General features: G+C 59.7%; 15 protein-coding genes and 2 pseudogenes. 11 read left to right on the top strand and 6 right to left on the bottom strand.

Features of this window, described 5'->3' with window-relative positions; translation table 11 throughout:
* Positions 1-267: 267 nt before the first annotated feature.
* A complete protein-coding gene (locus OK351_RS13030; RefSeq protein WP_265159631.1) occupies positions 268-1,602 on the bottom strand; it encodes an MFS transporter in 1,335 nt (444 codons plus the stop codon).
* 146 nt (positions 1,603-1,748) lie between these two features.
* Between OK351_RS13030 and OK351_RS13025 the strand changes: the two genes are divergently transcribed.
* The 5 genes from OK351_RS13025 (at position 1,749) to OK351_RS13005 (ending at position 8,230) form a co-directional block, all read left to right on the top strand.
* Positions 1,749-2,495, top strand: coding sequence for a DUF4303 domain-containing protein (locus tag OK351_RS13025; RefSeq protein ID WP_265159629.1), 747 nt, complete (start codon positions 1,749-1,751; stop codon positions 2,493-2,495).
* Between the two features lie 87 nt (positions 2,496-2,582).
* Positions 2,583-4,253, top strand: a complete 1,671-nt coding sequence (gene purH, locus OK351_RS13020; RefSeq protein ID WP_265159627.1) for a bifunctional phosphoribosylaminoimidazolecarboxamide formyltransferase/IMP cyclohydrolase — start codon at positions 2,583-2,585, stop codon at positions 4,251-4,253.
* Positions 4,254-4,479: 226 nt separating this feature from the next.
* Entirely contained in the window at positions 4,480-5,541 is a 1,062-nt protein-coding gene (locus tag OK351_RS13015) for a GTP-binding protein (RefSeq protein WP_265159625.1), read from the top strand.
* Positions 5,542-5,579: 38 nt separating this feature from the next.
* Entirely contained in the window at positions 5,580-5,702 is a 123-nt protein-coding gene (gene ykgO, locus OK351_RS13010; protein ID WP_265159623.1) for a type B 50S ribosomal protein L36, read from the top strand.
* A 545-nt stretch (positions 5,703-6,247) separates the two neighbouring features.
* On the top strand, positions 6,248-8,230 hold the full coding sequence (locus OK351_RS13005; RefSeq protein ID WP_265159621.1) for a BCCT family transporter: 1,983 nt from the start codon (positions 6,248-6,250) through the stop codon (positions 8,228-8,230).
* Here OK351_RS13005 and OK351_RS17960 read toward each other — a convergent pair.
* Entirely contained in the window at positions 8,121-8,825 is a 705-nt protein-coding gene (locus tag OK351_RS17960) for a hypothetical protein (RefSeq protein WP_371931446.1), read from the bottom strand. The genes OK351_RS13005 and OK351_RS17960 overlap by 110 nt on opposite strands.
* On the opposite strand from OK351_RS17960, the pseudogene OK351_RS13000 reads away from it, so the two are divergent.
* The 6 genes and pseudogenes from OK351_RS13000 (at position 8,794) to OK351_RS12975 (ending at position 16,960) form a co-directional block, all read left to right on the top strand.
* A pseudogene (locus OK351_RS13000) lies at positions 8,794-10,177 on the top strand (IS1380 family transposase). The gene OK351_RS17960 and the pseudogene OK351_RS13000 overlap by 32 nt on opposite strands.
* Before the next feature lie 450 nt (positions 10,178-10,627).
* A complete protein-coding gene (locus tag OK351_RS12995; protein ID WP_265159619.1) occupies positions 10,628-12,166 on the top strand; it encodes a purine-cytosine permease family protein in 1,539 nt (512 codons plus the stop codon).
* Between the two features lie 143 nt (positions 12,167-12,309).
* A complete protein-coding gene (locus tag OK351_RS12990) occupies positions 12,310-13,935 on the top strand; it encodes a GMC family oxidoreductase (protein WP_265159616.1) in 1,626 nt (541 codons plus the stop codon).
* A complete protein-coding gene (locus tag OK351_RS12985; RefSeq protein ID WP_265159613.1) occupies positions 13,935-14,411 on the top strand; it encodes a hypothetical protein in 477 nt (158 codons plus the stop codon). The genes OK351_RS12990 and OK351_RS12985 overlap by 1 nt, the downstream gene beginning before the upstream one ends.
* Positions 14,412-14,565: 154 nt before the next feature.
* Positions 14,566-15,984: an NAD-dependent succinate-semialdehyde dehydrogenase gene (locus OK351_RS12980; RefSeq protein ID WP_265159611.1), complete on the top strand. Its 1,419-nt coding sequence runs from the start codon at positions 14,566-14,568 to the stop codon at positions 15,982-15,984.
* 166 nt (positions 15,985-16,150) lie between these two features.
* Positions 16,151-16,960, top strand: coding sequence for a putative hydro-lyase (locus tag OK351_RS12975; RefSeq protein WP_265159609.1), 810 nt, complete (start codon positions 16,151-16,153; stop codon positions 16,958-16,960).
* Between the two features lie 76 nt (positions 16,961-17,036).
* Here OK351_RS12975 and OK351_RS12970 read toward each other — a convergent pair whose 3' ends face one another.
* From OK351_RS12970 to OK351_RS12955, 4 genes and pseudogenes are all read right to left on the bottom strand, one after another.
* The gene (locus OK351_RS12970) at positions 17,037-18,542 is read right to left on the bottom strand and encodes an APC family permease (protein ID WP_265159607.1); all 1,506 of its coding nucleotides are present in this window, start codon (positions 18,540-18,542) and stop codon (positions 17,037-17,039) included.
* Between the two features lie 85 nt (positions 18,543-18,627).
* Positions 18,628-19,287, bottom strand: coding sequence for a PDC sensor domain-containing protein (locus OK351_RS12965; protein ID WP_265159605.1), 660 nt, complete (start codon positions 19,285-19,287; stop codon positions 18,628-18,630).
* Complete coding sequence (locus OK351_RS12960) at positions 19,287-20,039, bottom strand: FadR/GntR family transcriptional regulator (protein ID WP_265159603.1); 753 nt, start codon at positions 20,037-20,039, stop codon at positions 19,287-19,289. Before OK351_RS12960 ends, OK351_RS12965 begins: the two co-directional genes overlap by 1 nt.
* A gap of 355 nt (positions 20,040-20,394) precedes the next feature.
* Positions 20,395-20,986: pseudogene (locus OK351_RS12955) on the bottom strand (transposase); the annotation flags it as partial.

The raw sequence follows: 20,986 nt of genomic DNA, 5'->3' as shown, positions 1-20,986 counted from the left end.
CGCGGGATGTGGCATGGGTGGACCCAGGGAGGCCGGGACGCCGTGGCGGACGGACAGCCGGCCTTGCATCGCTGGGTGGGACTGTGGCGTCAGGCGCCCTGCTCGGGGCGGCCAACACGGCGGTGCGGCTGCATCAGCTCGTGCTCTGGCCGGTCCGTCGACTCGTTCGGCGGATCCGGGTGATGAGTCATCAAGGTTCAGGCCATCGCACCGAATCCTGGGCGCACTGCAGCGGGCCGACCCGGACGGAGCAGGGCCCGTCGGTGGCTAACCCAGTTCGCGGCCCTTGGTTTCCGGGGCGAAGCGCGCCATGACCAGCATGGCGATGACCACCAGGACGGTGGCCGCGGTGAACAAGGTGGTCAGGCCGAGGACCGGCCAGAGTGCGGCAAAGAGCAGCGGGCCGAACCCGGCCGCCAGGCGTGACATGGTCGAGGCCCAGCCGAAACCGGAGGCCCGCAATTCGGTGGGGTAGAGCTCGGAGACATAGGCGTAGAGCACCGGGATGGCGATCTGCACGATCACCCCGAAGCACAATACCCAGCCGATGGCGGCACTGGGGACATCCAGGGTCCGGGCCACGATCACCAGCACCACTCCGGAGAGCGGAGCGGAGATCCCCAATAGCCATTTGCGGCCCACACGTTCGACCAGGACCGCGGCGATGATCACCCCGATCAAACCCATCAGCGCCATCACCGCGGTGGTGAACAGGGCCGCGGACTGTGCCATGCCCGCCTCGGCCAGGATCGAGGGCAACCAGGTCAGGGCGAGGTAGTAGACCAGCAACACGGTGACGAAGAGCAGCCAGCTGGTGGCGGTGAGCGAGGGGGAGTAACGCCACAGGGCCACGACCTGTTGCCACCATGGGGTGGGTTTTTCGGTGACGGCCAGGATCCGGTAGTCGCGTTGGCGCGCCCCGGTGCGCCTGACCAGACCATCGATCACCGCACGGGCCTCGGCATCGCGACCCTGCGAGGCCAGGAACAGCGGGGATTCGGGCACCGAACGGCGGACAAAGTACACCAGCATCGCCGGCAGGATCATGACCACCAGGATCAGCCGCCAATTATCGGTGGTGGCGATGACCGCACCGGAAACGAAGAAGGACAGCGCGGCACCCACCGGCCACCAGCCGTCCATGGCGGTCAGCACCCGGCCGCGCAGTTTGGCCGGGGTGAACTCGCCGACCAGGGCGTAGTCCACGGGGATGCAGCCACCGAGCCCCACCCCTGCCAGGAACCTGAAGGCGACAAAAAAGCCGAAGTTTGGTGACAGGGCCCCGAGTACTGTGAAGATCGAGAACATCAGCAAGGTGGCGGAGAAGGCTTTCTTGCGTCCGTAGCGATCGGCCAAGCCGCCCCATAGGAAAGCGCCGAGCGCCATGCCCACCAGGTTCGAGGTGCCCAACAGGGCCGCGGTGGTCCTTTCCAGGCCCCATTCCTCGGCCACCAACGGGATCAGTGCGCCGTTCAGAGTGACATCCCAGGCATCGAACATGAACCCCAGGCCGCCGATGATGAAGATCGATCCCTGGACGGACCATTTGAACGGAAGTTCCTGGACAACCTGGGTGCCCGTCGGATGGGTGGTGGTGGACACGTGAACAGCCTTTCGATGGCCGGAATGCGGCGGAAGTACCAGAGTGAAGCTTACCGACTCCTTTCCCGGGCCCACACTTCGCTACGCCTATTTTTTCCACACGTCAAGGCCTATCCGTGCGGGGCAGAACGCGGTAATCTCTGGTCATGGGAGTAGATTGGACCGCTCTCGAAGAGGCGCTACGGGTGTCCGCCCTTCGACATGCGGCGGAAATCATAGAGCAGCACCCGAACCACGACTTCTACGCCATTGCCCTGCACGGGGTCAGCAGCGAAGAATCCGACAGTATCGACATGCCCCTGCTGGCCCTGAATTCGGTTCAGGCGCTGGAACGGGACCGGTTGACCGAAACACGTGAGCTGATGGTGGTCCGCGGGGAGGACGTAGACGACGACGAGGACTACGAGGACCGGGCCGATGCCGAGGACTACTCCGGTGCTCCGGAGGACGACCGGGACGACTTCGATGAGGACGTCGAGCCCGAGGACGCGGATTCCGAAGACCTGGATCAGGTGCTCCAAGCCCTGGAAGCTGACCTGGAAGCCGGGGATGACGACGGGTTCTACTCCGACAAGTGGGAACCCAGCGACTGGCACTGGTCATCGATCGAACTCATCGAGGATGTTGCCGCCGAAATCTGGAGCGATGCGCTGCGCGCCCTGGCCGCCCGCGAGGGGTGGAGCCAGACCATCCGCACCTACTACCGCACCATGGTCAAGGTCGCGATCGGACTGCGTGATGAGCTCAACGCGCGGACCAAGGTGGACCTGGTGACCTATGTGGCGGATGACGACCACGCCGAAGCACTGCTGAAACTCTGCCTGACGCCACAACAGCTGACCGAGCATTTCCCCGATATCGTCCAGGATGAATCCCTGTCCGAAACATCCTGAAGGTTCACCGCTCTACGGGGCTAGAATGGACGCGGCGGCCACGAGCCGCCGCCATCCAATCTGTCGCACTCCCGGGAGAGCAATTACGTGAGCAAGACTGCCCTAGATCGTGTAGCGATCCGTCGCGCCCTGATTTCTGTATACGACAAGACCGGGCTGGAGGAACTTGCCACCGGGCTTCACGCCGCCGGGGTGCAACTGGTTTCCACCGGCTCCACGGCCAAGAGGATCGCCGCTGCCGGTATCCCGGTGACCGAGGTAGAGCAGGTCACCGGTTCGCCGGAGATGCTTGATGGCCGGGTGAAGACCCTGCACCCGCGGATCCACGGCGGCATCCTGGCCGACCGCCGCGTTCCCAAGCACATGGACACCCTCTCGGCCATGGAGATCGACGCCATCGACCTGGTCGTGGTTAACCTCTACCCCTTCGTGCAGACCGTCGCCTCCGGTGCTGCCCCGGACGACGTCGTGGAGCAGATCGATATCGGTGGCCCGGCCATGGTTCGTTCCGCGGCGAAGAACCACGCCGCGGTATCCATCGTGGTGGATCCCGGGTTCTACCCGCAGGTCATCGAGGCCGCCGCTTCCGGTGGTTTCGAATTGAAGACCCGCCAGCGCCTGGCTGCCAAGGCCTACGCCCACACCGCGGCCTATGACACCGCCGTTGCCTCCTGGACCGCCAGCCAGTTCCTCGACGAGGACGAAGCCGGGCAGATCAGCTGGCCGGCCTTTGCCGGGGTTTCCCTGGAACGCGACGAGGTGCTGCGCTACGGCGAGAACCCGCACCAGCAGGCCGCGCTGTATACCGATTCGGCGGCGCCTTCGGGTATCGCCCAGGCCAAACAGCTGCACGGCAAGCCGATGAGCTACAACAACTACGTGGATGCCGATGCCGCCCTCCGCGCGGCCTTCGATTTCGACCAGCCGGCCGTGGCCGTCATCAAGCACGCGAATCCGTGCGGTGTAGCAGTGGCCTCCCCGGATGCCGCCGACCCGATCGCCGATGCCCATGCCAAGGCCCACGCCACTGACCCGGTGTCCGCCTTTGGCGGGGTGATCGCCGCCAATCGCACCGTCACCAAGGCCATGGCCGAGACCGTCAAGGGAATCTTCACCGAAGTGGTCATCGCCCCGGACTTCGAAGACGAAGCAGTTGAGATCCTCTCGGCCAAGAAGAACATCCGACTGCTGTCCCTGCCCGAAGGGTACGGTCGCAATGCCAACGAATTCCGCCAGGTTTCCGGTGGCATGCTGGTGCAGGCCGGGGACACCATTAACGCCCAGGGTGATGACCCGGCGAACTGGACCCTGGCTGCGGGCACCGCGGCCGATGAGCAGACCCTGGCCGACCTGGCCTTCGCATGGCGGGCAGTGCGAGCGGCCAAGTCGAACGCCATCCTCGTGGCCAAGGACGGCGCCGCGGTGGGTATCGGCATGGGGCAGGTCAACCGCGTCGATTCCTGCAAGCTGGCCGTGGAACGGGCCAACACCCTGGGTGTCACCGTGGATTCCGGTGCTGACGCCGCCGGTGGAGCGGAGAATGTGGACGGTTCCGCCTCGGCCAAGCGCAGCGCCGGCGCCGTGGCATCCTCGGATGCCTTCTTCCCGTTCGCTGACGGGCTGCAGATCCTGATCGACGCCGGGATCAAGGCCGTAGTCCAGCCGGGTGGGTCGGTGCGAGATGAGGAAGTCATCACGGCGGCGAACGCGGCCGGGATCACCATGTACTTCACCGGGGCCCGCCACTTCTTCCACTAGGCCCCTGCACCATCAGGAGTACCCCGCCTTTCGGATCATCCGAAAGGCGGGGTACTCCTCTTTAACTCCCAGTGGGACAGCGAGCCAAGTGACATATGGCCCAGATGGAATATGCTGCCCACGCAGCACCATGTGCCAGGGGGGCGAATGACGCCCGTGAAGCGAGTGTGACACGAATGTCAACAACTAATATAAATGAGAATCATTCTTATGTAAGATGACTCGTGTGAAACTTATCTTCGTCTCATCCTTGGAATCCCATTGCCGCGGCCTGGCTGTGAAGCACCTACAGGCGCATGAGCCCCGGGCGATAGTGGTGCACCACGACGTGTTGGAGGGGCACCGCGTTGTGCGCCGGGTTTCCGGCTCGGCCCCGCCTGAACGCGCGGCAACCGTGCTGGAACACGGTTGCATCGGCTGCGCGACGCGCTTTGAGATCCTGCCAACGGTGCTGCGCTTGGTTCCCCGACAGGCGGATGGCGTGCTGATCGTTGCCCTGCCGCCGACCTGGCACAGCGATCTGGTGCTCGATATCATCCGACCGGAACTGCAACGGCGTTCCCTGCAAGTCAACAGCGTCGTGCTGGCCCTGGATCCTGCGGCCCTCGAGGACCAGATGTGGGATCGGCACACGTTGTGGGAATCCGGGTACAACACCATGGAACCGGACGAGCGAACAGCAGGCGAGTACTTCTACCGAGAACTCATGCTCGCCGACACGCTGATTCCGACACAGGGTTTGAGCGCCGAACTGCTCGGTGAGCACGCCGCCGAGCTGAGGGAGGGTGGTGTGCAGTTCAATGCCGGGCTCCACCTGGCGGGTCAGCTGGCACCTCATGCGGTGGTTTGCCATCACCCAGCGGATGATCGGCTCGGACGGTACGACGCAGGGGAAGCAGGCCAGCGGGTATTCCCGGGGCACCTTCCAACCGTCCCCATGGTCGACGGACGGGATCCGTCCCATGCCATCGAGCTGAAGGCCGAGCGACCCCTGCATCCGGAACGTTTTCGCGAGGCGCTACCGGGTCTGGCTGTCAGTTGCACCTGCATCAGGGGAACCATCTGGGTCGCCAATGCCCCGGGAACCAGGATCGCACTGGGCGGTGCTGGTCCGCGTATCTGGATGGAATCCACCGGCCCGTGGGCGGGCGAGACGGCCGGTACCCGGTTGCTGCTGATGGGCTCGGAACACGAAGCCGACCAGGTACGCAGCGTTTTGCATTCCTGCCAGTTGAGCGACGCGGAACTGCGCGGTTTCTGGTCCGATTCCACAGCCCGGAATCCGTGAGGAAAACGGGCCTCCGATACCAGGGGAGGAGGTGGGCAATGAAGGTTCGAAACTCACTTAGTGCATTGAAGGCCATGCCCGGCGCGCAAATCGTGCGTCGTCGCGGTCGTGTCTTCGTGATCAATAAGAAGAATCCGAGGATGAAGGCACGTCAGGGTTAGCAGTCCAGACGCCACCGGCAGGGCGCCCCAAGGGCGGCAGGTTGGCAGGACGAAAGCAGACTGTCGGCCCCGTGGACTTCCCGGAAACGGTGATCCTAGCGCATTAACCCGGTGGCGGGCTGGGTAAAGAAGGGCCGAAATCCACCGTATTCCGCTGGGTAGGCCATGGCGCAGATGCCTTCGGGTAATGCGGTGGGATCACCTGGGGGGCCCCGCTAGGCAACGCCGGATGCCAAGCCATAGCTGGTATGCCGACCGGAGCGTTGGGCCGTCAGCGGCCGCGAACGGAGATCGCGGAGCTTTCCGGAAGTGATTCAGGTTCCGTGGTGGCCCGGCGCGCTGCACAACGTTAGGTAACTCTCTTTTCCGGTGAGCGAGTGAACTTCACGGATAGGTAACCGTGCACACTTTAGCGACAAGCCCGAACCGGGAACGGGCAACCCGAAAATGCGGTGGTTGGTACGGGAATCACCGGATCTTCGGGTTGTCTGCCCGGGGCGTCCAGGTCGGGGGAGATGGGGTAAAACTTACTAGGCTTAATGGTTATGGATTTTGATCAATCACGTCCACACCAGGTTTCGGCCGCGTCCGACAAGCCATTTGCCGGCGACAGTCCGAAACAAGGCCCTCAACGAACAGGTAACGTCCAGCGGGTCAAAGACGCGCTGAACAAAGCGCGCCCCACGCCGGACTTCGGAATACACCCCGGACTCATCCCGGGAATCAGCGTCGAGGATACGGGCGCGAATTTCCGCACCCGGCGCAGCGTGTTCATCATCGCGCTACTGGTCTCCCTCGGGGTCCTGGCCTGGGCGATCGTAGCCCCGCAGCACCTGAACACCGTGGGTGTCACGATGCAGGGTTGGGTCGTGACACACTTCGGTTGGCTGTTCAACCTCACGGTGATCGCCATTGCCATCTTCATGCTGGTCATCGGATTCGGGCCGACAGGCCGCATCAGGTTGGGCGCCGATGACAGCACACCGGAGTTCTCCACCAGTTCATGGATCTCGATGTTGTTCGCCGCAGGTTTGGGTATCGGCCTGATCTTCTACGGGCCACTGGAACCCCTGAGCCACTTCACCACCCCACCGCCGTGGACCGACGCCGAAGCCGGGACCGGCGACGCGATCTTGCCGGCGCTGACCGACTCGGTGCTGCACCAGGCATCCTTCGCCTGGTGCATCTACGCACTGGTGGGCGGTGCCCTGGCCTACGCCTCCTACCGGCGCGGGAGACTGCCATTGATCTCCTCGCTGTTCGAACCGGTCTTCCCCGACGGGAACAACCGGGTGCTGGGCAAGATCATCGACATCTTCGCCGTACTGGTGACCCTGTTCGGTACCGCCACCTCGCTGGGGATCGGGGCGCTGCAGATCCGCACCGGGACCTCGATCGTGACCGGGGCTGAACTGGGTAACGGCTACGTGGTGGTTGTCATCAGCGTACTGACCGCAGTCTTCACGATTTCCGCGGTGGCCGGAATCAAGAAGGGCATCCGGTTGCTCTCTAACGTGAACATGACCCTGGTGATTACCCTGGCCGTGTTTGTGCTGGTTGCCGGACCCACGTTCTTCATCCTGGACCTGGTGCCGTCCACAGTGATCAGCTTTGCCGGCAACCTGCCGGATATGCTCGCGGTCTTCGCGAGCCAGGGGCCGGTGCACACCGAATACCTCACCGCCTACACCACCCTGTACTGGGCCTGGTGGATCTCCTGGTCGCCTTTTGTCGGCATGTTCATCGCCAAGATCTCCAAGGGGCGTACTCTGCGTGAATTCGTCACCGTGGTGGTGTTCATTCCGGCCGGGATCTCCACGCTCTGGTTCATCATCTTCGGCGGCAACGCGATCTGGATGAATCTGAACGGCATGGACATGAGCGTGAAGGGGGCCGGGGAAAACGTCATGTTCGATCTCATGGCCAACCTGCCGTTCAGCTCCGTCATGTGGATCGTGTGCCTGGTTGCCATCCTGATCTTCTTCGTCACCGCCGCGGACTCCGCCGCCAACGTGATGGGGTCAATGTCCCAGTCGGGCCGCCCGATCCCGTCCAAACCAGTGACCATTATCTGGGCAGTGGCCTTGGGCTTGATCGCAATGTTCCTGCTGCTGGCCGGTGGACGCAACGCACTGTCCGGGCTGCAATCCATCATGGTCACCTGCGCCTTGCCGTTTGTCTTCATCCTGATCGGAGTGATGGTTTCCTGGGGTATGGAGCTGCGCAGCGACCCGCTCATGATCCGCCGGCGCTATGCCGCGGAAGCCATCCGCAGCGGCGTGCGCCGCGGAATTGACGAGCATGGTGACGACTTCGCCTTCGGCGTCGACGCGGTCCCGGAGGCCCAGGGAGCCGGTGCGGATTTCGAGAGTGACGACCCAGCACTGACCGAGTGGTATACCGACAGTCTGCCGGTCATCACAGCCGAACAGCAAAACAAGCACCTGCCCGCCATGCCGGGTGAGGAGCTGGTGCCGGATCCGCAACCGCGGTTGCGCGACGAGCCCGAGACGGAGAAATCGATGTAGCGTTCGGTGTCCTTCCAACGCTTCGCGTCGATCCAGGTGACGTCCGAATGATGCGGTAAGCCGGTGTGCAGCAGCCTACCGAACCGCCGGGAAGCTGCTTCCACAAGAGGGACCGGTTAGTCGGCGGTGGAGGTGCGGTAGCGCAGCCACTGTCGACTACGGCGATCAGTCCGGCCTTGGCCTGAGCATTGAGGAAGGTTGCTTCAAAGGAATTCCAAGCCAGCATGGCCTGTGCGGCATCGGTGAGGTTGCACTGCTCGACGGCGGCGTTGAGATTCGCATTGAGGTAGCCGCCGAAGTCGGCCCGGCCATCCGAACGGATGGACACTTTCAGGCCCTCGGCCATCATCTGACGCAGTGGATTGTCCGCCAGGACGTTCACGGTGCGAAGCAGTGCATAGGACAGGGGTGCACCGTTAGTGGTACCTGCTCGGCGACCAGCCCCAGAATTTTCATGATGAGGTAAGGTAATCAACCATCTATAACGAGGAAAAGGTGACCTGAACTGGGAAAATAGAGGTGTTGAAACTATATCTACCTGGTTCGAAAGGGTCACCTTTTCAGTGACCAACCTTACCCGCCTTTTCCCTGCCATCCCAACCGTGAGGATCAACCAGAACCTGATCAGCCATGCCGGACTCACGACCCTGACCGGGCTACTGAACAGCGTGGAATTCAAACACCTGAGCGATGACAGGTTCTCCAGGCTCGCGCCGGACACGGCAACACACAGGGAAGGGACAACGATCGCTCACTTGTGTCTGATGCCCCCCGTCTGCGGTCAGTGAATCAGTGGCCTGGACCAGCTACGCACCAACGATGAGATGTTCGGCTCAAGCGTCTCCGAGACACCGCTCAGCCGGTTCTTTGCACGCATCGCCGAGAATCCCGGGGCCTTCGACTACGCGTTCGCCACGATGCCACGCGAAGTCCGCTCCCGGTGTTGGGCCGCCGCTGGCAGCCGTAGCCCGGCCGTGAGGGCCAGTAGGAAGAACCCGCTGGTGATCGATATTGATGCGTTCGTAGTCCATGTGCACTCTGAGAAGGAGAAAGCTGCCGGCACCTACTGGCGCGGGTAGGGGTTCGCACCGATCATCGCGATGATTGATTACGGCAAGGGCTGCGGCACCGGCGAGGTGCTGGCCGTGCGTTTGCGCCCGGGCAACAAGGCACCCAATAGCGCTGATGATCACATCAGCATCCTTCACGAAGCGTTGGCCCAGCTACCCGATCAGCGCTACGACCACCACGGGATGCTGATCGGTGAGAAGATCCTAGTACGCACCGACAGTGCCGGCGCGTCACGACAGTTCCTGCAACACCTGGGTTGACTGGGCCTGCAGTTCTCCACTTCCTACGCCCTACCGGTCATCAACGAACGGTTCATCCGGTGGATCAATGAGAAGAAATTGTGGGAACCGGCACTGACCGCCCACGGTGAACTGCGCCAGGACGCGGGGCATCGACGCATCCAAGGTGATCGGGCGGAAGAACTACCCGCCGGGAACCAGGATCTACCTGCGAGCCGAAATCCTGCACCCCGGGGCGAAAGCCTCGTTGTTCGATACGGACGGGAATCGGATCACCGCGTTCCTGACGAACTCTCCACGCTACAACGCGCAGTTCCTGAATGTACGCCACCGGGCCCGGGGCCGGTGTGAGAACCGGATCGAAACGCTTAAGGCCGCTGGACTGGGTAAGCTGCCGTTCACTTCGTTCGCCTCGAATCAGGCGTGGGCGAATCTTGCGATGTCCACCATGAACCTGGTCGCCTGGCTGCAGATGGCCGTGCTGCCAGCCGGGCACCACGCCGGTAGCTGGGATCTGACACGGTGGCGGCATCGGGGTTGGTCCTTGGCCGGGAAACTGGTGACCAGCAGCCGGCAGACCCGACTGCTGATCAACCACACGGCACCGGAAACCGACCTGGTGTTACTGATCAAATAGAACCTCGTCCCGATGCACCAGCGGTGGCGTGAAGGGCAGCTCGCTGCCTGACACAACTTGCAGTGTCCATCATCAAAACAAGAACAAGCAATACCCCCGGTGCGTGGAGACCGGCGCCCACACCAACGCATGGCGCCACCTATTGCCCCGAGAATATTCAACTCCGCCGGTGCAAGATCTGCTCCTGCGCTGGGCGGGGTACTCCACCACCATGAAAAATCCGGGCCAATGAAGATTTAGGCTAATCGCTCTGCGAGCACGTCCAAAGCACGAGGTCTGCCAAATGTCACATTCGACCCGATTTGAAGATTGTTCAACAACCCATTGCTTTCGATTGTTGAACAATAGTATCGTTGTCCACATCACTTCATGCATTATTCTCACGATGGTGAAGGCAAGAGTTGAACGACCGTCGCTGGCTGCCCAGGGACCTCAACGTTAGGAGTTCGGGTGCAGGAATCTCAGCCGCATCTGGTCGCATTACGCACTTCGCTGACTGACGATCAGCGTGTCATTGAGCGTCAAACCAGAGAGGACTACACCAGTCACGTTGTGCCTAAAAGCGTGCGACAAAGTAAAAGCCAGATCCTCGGAAGTTGGTCGTCCATTACTAGTGCGATGGCATTCGTTTTTTACGGTGCGTTGGCAGCCTCGATGGCAGGTGTACAGCAGGCAGTAATTGGGCTGGCGCTTGTAGTAGTGGCATATTCGCTGCTGGGGCGATTTAGTGTGACGGAAGCGATTAAGTGGGGCCTCAACTCGACTCTTATCTCAAGGCGTTTATTCGGGAATAAGGGCGCAGCAATTGTCCCGTTGCTCGTTGGAATTTCACTGTTCTACTATGCAGTTTTTGAAGCAAGTATTGTTGCAGTCGCCTTACAGTCGTACTTTGACATATGGGATATCAGGGTCTGGTACGGGATTGTGGTTCTCGGCATGCTTCCGTTCATGCTGGGAGGCATTCAAACTTGGCTAAGTAAGCTCAACTGGGTATCTTTGCCGATCTATTTTTTCGGACTCACCGGTGCTGTACTTGTAGCGGCGGTAAATGTCGGCTGGTCTGGTAACTGGGCAGTATTCGATACAGCCGACAGTGATCAGATGCTGATCCCCGGGTGGCTATCGGTGTTCATCCTCTATATGGGAATCTTCGTGCTTTTCCCCGAAACTCAGGATACAGCCCGTTTCGCCAAAGAGGAAGATCGTCGGTTCCATCAAAACGTAACTTTCGGATGGGTTTTTTACGGCATAGCGTTTCTTTTCAACGGACTAGCCGGTATTGCAATAGTAGGATTTTCTGAATCAGGTACAGAGATCTCTGAAAGCGGAGTAGTTCAAGGCATTGTGGACTCATTGGGAATCTTTGGACTGATAGTCATCATCGTTAGTCAAATGCGTATTAACTCGGCGAATTACTATTTTGCAAGCGTGAACCTTGAGCGCTTCATGGCCCATTTTACAACTAAAGGAATTTCCAGAAGGCTTTGGGTAATCCTGTTATCCTTCCTGGTATTTCTAGTCATGCTTACCGATGTTTTCAGTTACATTTCAATCGCTCTCGCGTGGCAGGCAGTACTGATCGTTACCCTGATCGCGATGATGCTAACGCATCGGATGATGAATCCCAAGGAAACCCCGGAGTTCAGGGCGGTCCGACTCAAGAGGTTTGGGCCAGGGTTTTTCATCTGGGTAATTTCATCGGGAATCGGAGTTGTACTTCTCCAGCTACCCGATCAGTTGCCCGCGATGTCCGCATTGGCGCCGCTGATCTCTTTCATCCTCGCTATGGTCCTCTATGCGATTTCCCAGAGTGCAGGCGCAAACTCCCTGCTACGTGCGCAATCGGATTCTGTGCGAGAACGAGTCAAGGATGTGTGGGCCACCCGAATTGAGTGTGACTCATGCAACTTGTCATATGTTGCCGTTGAGATGGATACTTCACCCAGCTCGAATAAGGTGCTTTGCTTGGCTTGCCAGAACGCTGAATAGAAATTGTTTCTGAAAGACATAAGTAAAGTCCGTGGTCGCCAATTATCGACCCGTATATCAACCACTATCCATTCGGACAAAGAAGCGAGATGAATAGCGCTATTGGCTCCGGTGGGGTATCCCATTGTGAAAGGAAGAATTAAATGGCAGAAAAAATCGGTGAGCACAAACTTCCCGAAATCGCAGACGTTGTCGTTATCGGTGCGGGCCCAGCTGGCTCCGTAATGACGAAATCGTTCGCTATGGCGGGAATGTCCGTAGTCTGCTTGGATCAGGGTGATTGGCCGGACTATTCGACTTCCAGAAACGCCGGCGAAGAGTATGAAATTGTTGGTGGAAATGAATGGTCGCCGCTACCGAACGTACGCCGGGGGGTGGGCGACTACCCCATCGACGAGAACGACGCAGACATCAGCGCGCTGTTGTGGAATGGTGTTGGCGGAAGCGCGATGCTCTATGCAGCGCAATGGCAGCGAAACATGCCCTCAGATTTCAGGGTACGGAGCCTGGATGGTGTTGCTGACGATTGGCCTATGTCCTACGAGGAATTGATTCCATATTACAAGCAAGCGGAAAAAGATTTTGCGATCGCAGGACTTAACGGCGACCCAGCGGTACCTGGTACCGACTACCCGATGTCTCCAACCCCGATTGGGAAATCCGGTAGCCTCCTCGCCAAGGCACACAATAACCTGGGCTGGCATTGGTGGCCGGGAGCTAATGGTATTGCAACGCGCGAATATGGGCGGCTCAAGCCGAGTACCCGTCGCGGCGCCAGCTACCTGGGTAACGGGGACCAGGCAAAAAGCACTGTAGACGTTACGCACTGGCCGGATATTGCTCGCCACAGAAACGCATATTTGCTGACACGGTCCACGGTAGCGAGAATTGAGACCGACTCATTTGGCAAGACGTCTGGGGTGATTTATTTTGATGCGGAGGGTACTGAGCGGCGTCAAAAGGCGAAGATTGTCGTGCTCGCTGCAAGCGGTATTGGTACGCCTCGCCTCTTGCTTATGTCGGCGAATGAGCAACATCCGGACGGTCTAGCAAATGCCAGCGGACTCGTAGGCAAACGGCTGATGATGCATCCGTATTCGGCAGTCGTCGGAACTTTTGACCAGGAAATTGGCACGACACAAGGTGCCTATGGCCACACGTTGTATTCGATGGAATTTTACGAATCTGATGAGTCTCGCGGGTTTGTCCGGGGCGCCAAATGGGGGCTGATGCCGACCGGTGGTGCCATGGAGATGACCAAATCATTCCCTTGGGGAGAAAACAGGGACCTATGGGGGGAAAACTTCAACAGTACGCTTCGTGAACGTCTCAACCATTCTGTGACATGGGGCATTATCGCCGAGGATCTGCCTGAGGAAACTAACAGAGTTGAGCTCAGTACTGATCTCGTTGATGCTCATGGACTTCCGGCGCCGAAGATTGTTTATGAAACGTCAGAAAATAGCCGGAAATTACTCGCGTATCATGTGGATCGCGCCACGGAATCTCTACTGGAGGCTGGTGCAAAGAAGATCACGGTTGCTCCACACATACGGAACACTGGTTGGCACCTTTTGGGTACAGCAAAGATGGGAGCATCGGCCGAAGATTCCGTGGTCGATCACAGCGGACGCGCTCATTCGGTGCCGAACCTCTACATCGTAGACGGCAGTACTTGGCCTACATCTGCGGGAGTAAATCCGACCGCGACGGTCGTCGCCATGGCGATGCGAACTGCCGAGATGATCATATCGGGGCGGAACTCCTAATGACTCGTCTATGGAACAAGGGCTTCCGGGAACATGAAAGAACACTTGAAATGACTAAAACTGCTTACCTTACGCAACAGGAACAAGAAATTCTGGTTCGTCTGGGTGATTTGCTCATCCCCGGTGGTGCCGGAATGCCCAAGGCTTCTGCTTCCAACCTGCTGAGCGGTATTCAGAGAATCCTGAATATCAGACCAGATCTTGTCGATGCGGCAACGGAGATGGCTGGCATTCTGGATGGATCCAATTCATGGACCGTGGAAGAGATACGAGCGGTCTATCCGACACGTTTCCTCGAAGTAGCCGAGCTTCTCGCCGGAAGCTACTTTCTGGACGCGAGGGTTACCGGCATCCTGGATTACCTCGATAAGGAAACGATTCCGCTCGATTCTGAGGAGAATAGGAACGCCGAGTTAGAGGTACTTGTAAAGCCCGTTGTAGAACGTGGGAGTGTATTCCGAAAGACCTGTTCATAGGCATCTGGAATGTGCAGCACTGGTAAGACGCTACTTAGACGGCAACAGATGTGCTACTTGACGTGCAAGCAGTCCCGTCTGACCAACTTTTCGAATCGCCCCTTTCCCGGAATCGCGACTAGACCACCAAAATATCGACCCGTACGGAGACCCAGTGGTGAACACAGAAAATCTATCGCCCCCTTCGAGGTACCGAGTTCAGAATCCGAGCAACGGAAAGCTGATCTCCGAGTTTCCTGATGCAACCGACGAGCAAATTCGGGCGGTTATCGATTCGTCTCACGACGGGTTCTTAGCGTGGAAAGAACTCACAATCGAAGCACGTGCCGAGGCGCTGTTGCGGGCAGGTAAGTTGTTTGAGGAGCGCGCTCAGGAACTCGCTGCGTTGGCGACAGAGGAAATGGGTAAGGGTCTGTCCGAAGCCCGGGCGGAAGTATCGCTATGCCACGGAATTTTTGAATACTACGGTGTAGTGGGTCCCGCGTTAGCGGTGCCCGCAGCAGTTGAGAACGTTTCAGGTGGCGAGGCCGAAGTTCAAAAACTTCCGCTTGGCCCCCTTCTGGGGATCATGCCTTGGAACTTCCCTTACTATCAGGTTTTGCGTTTTGCGGTGCCGAACCTGATAGCGGGAAACACCATCCTCATCAAACCAGCTGAGGCTTGCCCGAGCTCCGCTCGTGCTATCCAACAGGTCATGGACGATGCCGGTCTTCCCGAAGGTGTGTACACGACGGTATTCGCTGACTACCAACAGATTGAAACTATTATCGGCGATCCGCGGATCCAAGGAGTTTCGCTGACCGGATCAGAACGTGCTGGACAAGCCGTAGGCGCGGTTGCCGCTAAACACCTGAAGAAAATTGTGCTGGAACTGGGCGGTTCGGATCCATACATTGTCCTGGATTCTGCAGATGTTGAAGCCTCTGCAGCAGCTGCGTGGCAAACGAGAATCTCGAACATGGGTCAGTCTTGCAACTCGAATAAGCGCATGATTGTGAGCGACGAGATTTTTGATGAGTTCGTCGCAGCCCTGGTGGATCGCGCGAGGAATCTCCGTCCTGGCGACCCGCTTCATGAAGAAAAAGGAACCTATAATCCGTTGGTTTCGAAAGAGGCCGCGCAGGGGCTCGCTGAGCAAGTTCGCGATGCTGTTTCGAAGGGAGCTACTCTGCACATTGGCGGAACTGTTGAAGATTCGCAGGGGGCATACTTTGCACCGGCAGTACTAACAGGTGTCACTCCTGGCATGCGGGCATTTGACGAAGAGCTATTCGGTCCGGTGGCTGTTGTCTATCGGGTGTCAAATGACGCTGAAGCCATCGCCTTAGCTAATGACAGCGTGTACGGTCTTGGGGGAGCAGTATTCTCCATGGATCAAGAGCGCGCGAAGGCTGTTGCTTTGCAGCTCAACACCGGGATGACGCATATCAATACCGCGGCTGCTTACGGGGCGCAGCTCCCATTCGGCGGAATTAAGCGTTCTGGCTTCGGCCGTGAGCTTGGTCCTGGGGGCATGGATGAGTTTGTCAATAAGCGTCTCGTTTTCACTGCTAATCCTGCTTCCGCGAAGTAGGGAAGGCCATTGTTGCGAGGCGAGGAGCCGACACTGAAATCAAGAATGCCATGTGCCGCCACACGGCGGATCGGTGTGCAAGCGTAGGCCCGTAGAGATCGCCGTGCATTTGCAGCCTATAGTTGCCCCGAGCCACGTCAGTCGTCATGAAGAAAGCAGAAGGATAATGTTGGATATCAATTTGTTGAGCACGAGCGAGAAGTCCGCTTTGAGCCCAGGGGAAGCACGCGAGCTCTTCCGGACCGGGCAGGTTTCGCCTACCGCTGGAATCAGCGCGGGTTACGCCCAAGCCAATTTGATGATTGTCCCGCGGGATTTAGCCTTTGACGTGTTGCTCTTCGCACAGCGCAACCCGAAGTCCTGTCCGATCCTCGGCGTTCTGGATGCCGGCGAAACCAGCAACGAGCTACTGGACGGAGGAGACATCCGCACCGACGTCCCCAAGTACGTCGTGTACGAGAACGGCGAAAAGATCGCCGAGCCAACGGATCTGGACGAGTACTGGCGTGACGATCTGGTGACCTTCATCGTCGGGTGCTCCTTCACCTTCGAAGCGGCACTCATCGAGGCCGGGATCTCGGTGGCCCACATCGATCAGAACCTCAATGTGCCAATGTACAAGACAACCCGACGCAGCGTCTCGGCAGGATCGATGTCCGGGCCCATGGTGGTCTCGATGAGGCCGATTCCGGCCTCGCAGGTGGCCGACGCCGTGCGCATCACTTCCCGCTACCCTGCGGTGCACGGGGCTCCGGTGCATATCGGCAATCCGGAGGAGTTGGGCATCATGGATTTGGACAAACCCGACTTCGGTGACGCCGTGCAGATTCCGGAAGGCTGCATCCCGGTGTTCTGGGCCTGCGGTGTTACTCCGCAGGCGGCGGTCATGGAATCGCGTCCGGCCCTGGCCATTGGCCACGCAGCCGGGCACATGCTGATCACGGACGTGAAGGATACGTTTTACCAGGTGCCGTAGGCTCCAGATATGCGGTCATGCCGCGGGCGGCGCATCCCGTAGAGATGCGCCGCCCGCGGCATTCGTTTTGAGTCGATCAGTCGACCGGCGCGACGACGTGCTGGGCGGCACGCAGCTTCTCTGCCACTTCAATGGCGTCATTGCTCGGCGCATCGGATTTGGCGTCGGGGCGAGCGGTAAACAGGTAGAGGGCGCCGGTTCCGGCCACCACGGCCAGCCCGATCAACACGATCCAGTCTGCCAGGACATCGCCGCTGGATCCCGGGACCGCGAGCAGCACCATGGCGAAGAGACCGTAGGCCAGAGCTAGGACATTGACCAGGATGCCTGCGGTGCCCAGTGAGAACGGACCTGCCGGCTTCCAACCGCGCAGACGCTGGCGCAGGGCGGCCAACACCACGGACTGGAAAGCGACGTAGATTCCCAGAATGGCGAACCCGGTGATCTGGGTCAGCAGGGTCTCCGGGCCGAAGTAGATGAACACGCACAGCAGTAGCGGGATGCAGCAGGCGACAAGCAACGCATTGGACGGCACCTTGTTTCGCGGGGAGACCTTTGCGAGCCAGCGGTGGCCCGGCAGCATGCCGTCACGGGCGAAGGAATAGATCAGCCGGGATGCGGCGGCCTGTAGCGAGAGCACGCAGGAGAGGAAAGCGGTCAGCGCAACTACCAGGAAGATCTTGGCGCCCACGGCGCCCAGAGACGATTCCAGGATGGCCGGGATGGGATCCACGTCTTCGCCATTGACGATTTCCTGGAGATTCGGGGCCGCCAGCACGTAGCCGGTGAACGAGATCAGTGCGGACACGCCGCCGACCAGAATGGTCATCATCATGGCCTTCGGAATGCGCCGGGCAGGGTTGCTGACCTCTTCGGCTACGTCGCCACAGGCCTCGAAGCCGTAGAAGAGGAACAGGCCGGCCAGCGCCGCGCCCATGAAAGCAACACCATAGCTCCCGTCGCCTTCAACACCCATGGAGTCGAAGAATACGCTGAACGGTTGCTCCCGTTTGAAGACGAGCAGGTAGAAGCCGACGGCGATCACCCCGATCAGCTCGGCGGCCAGGCCGATGCGGGCAAAGCGCGCCAGCATCTTGGTTCCGGAGAAGTTTAGCAGCAGGGCGATGAGCAGCATGGCCGTGGCAAACCAGAACGTGGTGACCTCGGTCAGTTCGACATTGAATGTGCTGGCCACGAACCCGGAGCCGAACTGGGCCACAGAGGTGATGGTGACGATCATGGCCCAGATGTAAATCCAGGCCGCCATCCAGGCATAGCGCTTTCCCCAGAGCCTGCGCGTCCACGGATAGATTCCGCCGTGGATCGGATATTGCGAAACCACTTCGCCGAAGACCAGCGAAACTAGGAACTGGCCTGCGGCCACGATGAGAATCCAGAAGACCGATGGCGGTCCACCGGTGGCCATGGCAAGGGCGAAGAGCGAATAAACACCCACCAACGGAGACAGGTAGGTGAAGCCCAAGGCGAAGTTGGCCCAGAGGGACATGGAGCGGTCAAAGGACTGTTCATAGCCGAGGACGGCTAGATGGTTCCCGTCTTGGAGATTGTGTTTCGAACTCATGGAATCCTCGTTGCGAGCGTACGCAAAAGCTGCGTGTGAAGTGTGACACACCGAGAATAACACTTAAAGATTCTATATAGAAGGTTTAATTTTGGCTGCGTATCACCAGCAAGCTCGTGCCGGTCACAACTTCCGACGTCTCAAGGGAATCAGGGGCAAGCAAGGCACCCAATCCGTGCCGCGGATCAGAGGAAGTGATCACCCGTCCGTGCGCGGAGGCCAGGGCACCTGGCGCCTCCAAGCCCAGTAGTAAACGCTGGAGCGCGGGCTCGACGTCCCTGACCCGAAGATCCAAGCCGACAATGCCTTCGGCGCTGCTGGTGACCGGAATGGTCAGTGTCAGCACGTAGTCGCAGATGCACAAGTGGTCGACGAACGGTCCAGTGATGTGCCGGCGTCCCGATGCCTGGGGGGCTGAATACCATTCCAAACTGCGGTAGTCGCGAACATAGTCCGCGTACTCGCGCTGTTCCAGCTGCAGCCGGTTGATTTCGGAGCCGGCAGCGAACAGTGGGTTGTCCTGCATCGGTGCAAGCCACCATTCGAACCGCATCTGCCCGGTGTTCTCGCCGATATATCCAGCGCCGACGATGCCGTTGGCATCATCCAGAAGCCATGGCCGCACCAGATCCTGGACGGCGCCGCCCAGTTGCTCGGTGGGAAGCTGCGCGATCTTGGTGTGCAGTGCATCCAAACGTTCAAAATACCGCTCGAACCACTCTCCGAGCTCGGCTGCGACGGCCATCAAGCCACCTCCAGTTCTTGTTTGCGGCTGATGAGCCAGGTTGACAGCAGTGTGAAGGATTCCTGGCATGCCGCGTGGCCCGGTGCCGCATCGCGTGATGCCAGGGCATGCACCATGGTGCGGTCAAGTTCTGAGATCCGTCTGGCGAGCGTTTCATCGCGCAGGCCCAGCCACATGAGCTGCCCGTACTGGGCCTGGAAGCCGATTTGCTCGCGTACCAGCCGAGGGGACTGGGACAGCACACACAACTCCAGCAGGAATCCGCCGTGGTCGCGGGCGGCGTTGGCCGGGGTTGAGAAATCGGCGCGGTCTAGCCAATCTTCCAATATTCTCGCTTCTGCGGCCGTGCAGACCTGGCTGGCCCGGTCGAGCGCACCGCTGGTGATGACTTCGAGGTAGACGGCGGCATCGAGCAGTTCGGTGCGGGAAATGCCGCGCAGCCTAGAGGTCATCAACTGCTGGGAGGCATCTCGAGCTTCAGCGCGGACAAAGGAACCGCCTTCGCGGCCGCGGCGGGTTTCCAGCAGCCCTTCCTTGCGCATGTCCGCCAATGCCTCGCGTGCAGTAACAACGGCGACACCGAATTTTTTGGCCAGATCCGTTTCGGTGGGCAGGCGTTCGCCGGGTGCCAGCACCCCCAGCAAGATGGCATCCGTGAGCCGCTGAGCGACCTGCGCGGTGCGGGTGTCGGAGCTTAATGGCGCGAAGACTGCCGTGCGGGATCCCTTGGCCGGTGATGTTTGCTCCGCCATCAGGCAGCCTGTCGCCCGGGGTGGAGGGTGGAGCGGCGCTGGCTGGTCTGCATCATGACTGCTGTGTGCATCTGTCGACCTCTCTGTCGCTGGAATTCGTCTGCTGCCCTGCATTGCGGTAGGAAACGCGTGCAGCTCAGGATTGATCATATCGACAAGCGCCGGGTGGTGGATTGCCAGCTACGCGGCCGGGCGGCGTGGCAGAGCCGTCATGAATCCGCCATGGCGCTGTGAATCATGGCACACTGGCGTGAATGATTGGCAGTAGGCCGCCATCAACATCGTGAACGTGTGAAAGAAACATCAGTCCATGGTAAAAAGGCAAAATATTGGGCCCTTGTGACGTATCCGTGGGTCAGGGTCTCCCCGGCAGCACCGGTCGATGGCCTCCCAGGCTGAGCATGGCCATCGAGATCAATGGGGTCCCGGAACCCGAACGCGGTGCGGGTGATCAACCGGATCTTGGTGTTCATCGATTCGATCCTCCCGTTGGTCAGCCCGTGCTCGATCGAGGCCAGGATCCGGTCCTTGTGCTTCACGATGCGTTGCTGGAGTTTCACGAACGCCGGGATCCGGCACCGCCTGGCCCAGGACACCCACCGGGCCAAGGCCTCGGTCGCTTCGTCCAAACCCATCTGGAAGATCAACCGCAGCCCTTCCTTCAGCAGGTACGCCCGGTACAACCGCGGGTCAGTTTTCTGCACCCACGCCAGCTTCGTGATCTGGTAGTCATTCAGGTTTTCCGGGTTCTTCCATAACGCGTACCGGGTCTTCTTCAGGCCTTTGGCCTTGTCAACAGCCGGGGTACCGGCAGCGTCCTTGGCTGGCCTGCCGCGCCCGCGTTTCGGTTCCTTCCGGGCTTCTTTCCTCGCTTCGTTCCAGGCTTCCTTACGGACCTCGTCCATCGCTTCCATCGCCCACTGCACGATATGGAACGGGTCCGCGCA

It is taken from the genome of Glutamicibacter sp. MNS18 (assembly GCF_026107515.2).
Lineage (GTDB): Bacteria > Actinomycetota > Actinomycetes > Actinomycetales > Micrococcaceae > Glutamicibacter.
This window is presented reverse-complemented; position numbering and strand designations above follow the sequence as displayed.

What these genes read in the sequence shown, in the direction of transcription:
- OK351_RS13005 (WP_265159621.1), top strand. Translation starts at nt 6,248, where the DNA reads ATGGATTTTGATCAATCACGTCCACACCAGGTTTCGGCCGCGTCCGAC.
- OK351_RS12990 (WP_265159616.1), top strand. Translation starts at nt 12,310, where the DNA reads ATGGCAGAAAAAATCGGTGAGCACAAACTTCCCGAAATCGCAGACGTT.
- OK351_RS13025 (WP_265159629.1), top strand. Translation starts at nt 1,749, where the DNA reads ATGGGAGTAGATTGGACCGCTCTCGAAGAGGCGCTACGGGTGTCCGCC.
- OK351_RS12960 (WP_265159603.1), bottom strand. Translation starts at nt 20,039, where the DNA reads ATGGCGGAGCAAACATCACCGGCCAAGGGATCCCGCACGGCAGTCTTC.
- OK351_RS12975 (WP_265159609.1), top strand. Translation starts at nt 16,151, where the DNA reads ATGTTGGATATCAATTTGTTGAGCACGAGCGAGAAGTCCGCTTTGAGC.
- OK351_RS12970 (WP_265159607.1), bottom strand. Translation starts at nt 18,542, where the DNA reads ATGAGTTCGAAACACAATCTCCAAGACGGGAACCATCTAGCCGTCCTC.
- OK351_RS12985 (WP_265159613.1), top strand. Translation starts at nt 13,935, where the DNA reads ATGACTCGTCTATGGAACAAGGGCTTCCGGGAACATGAAAGAACACTT.
- ykgO (WP_265159623.1), top strand. Translation starts at nt 5,580, where the DNA reads ATGAAGGTTCGAAACTCACTTAGTGCATTGAAGGCCATGCCCGGCGCG.
- OK351_RS17960 (WP_371931446.1), bottom strand. Translation starts at nt 8,825, where the DNA reads ATGGCAGGGAAAAGGCGGGTAAGGTTGGTCACTGAAAAGGTGACCCTT.
- OK351_RS12965 (WP_265159605.1), bottom strand. Translation starts at nt 19,287, where the DNA reads ATGGCCGTCGCAGCCGAGCTCGGAGAGTGGTTCGAGCGGTATTTTGAA.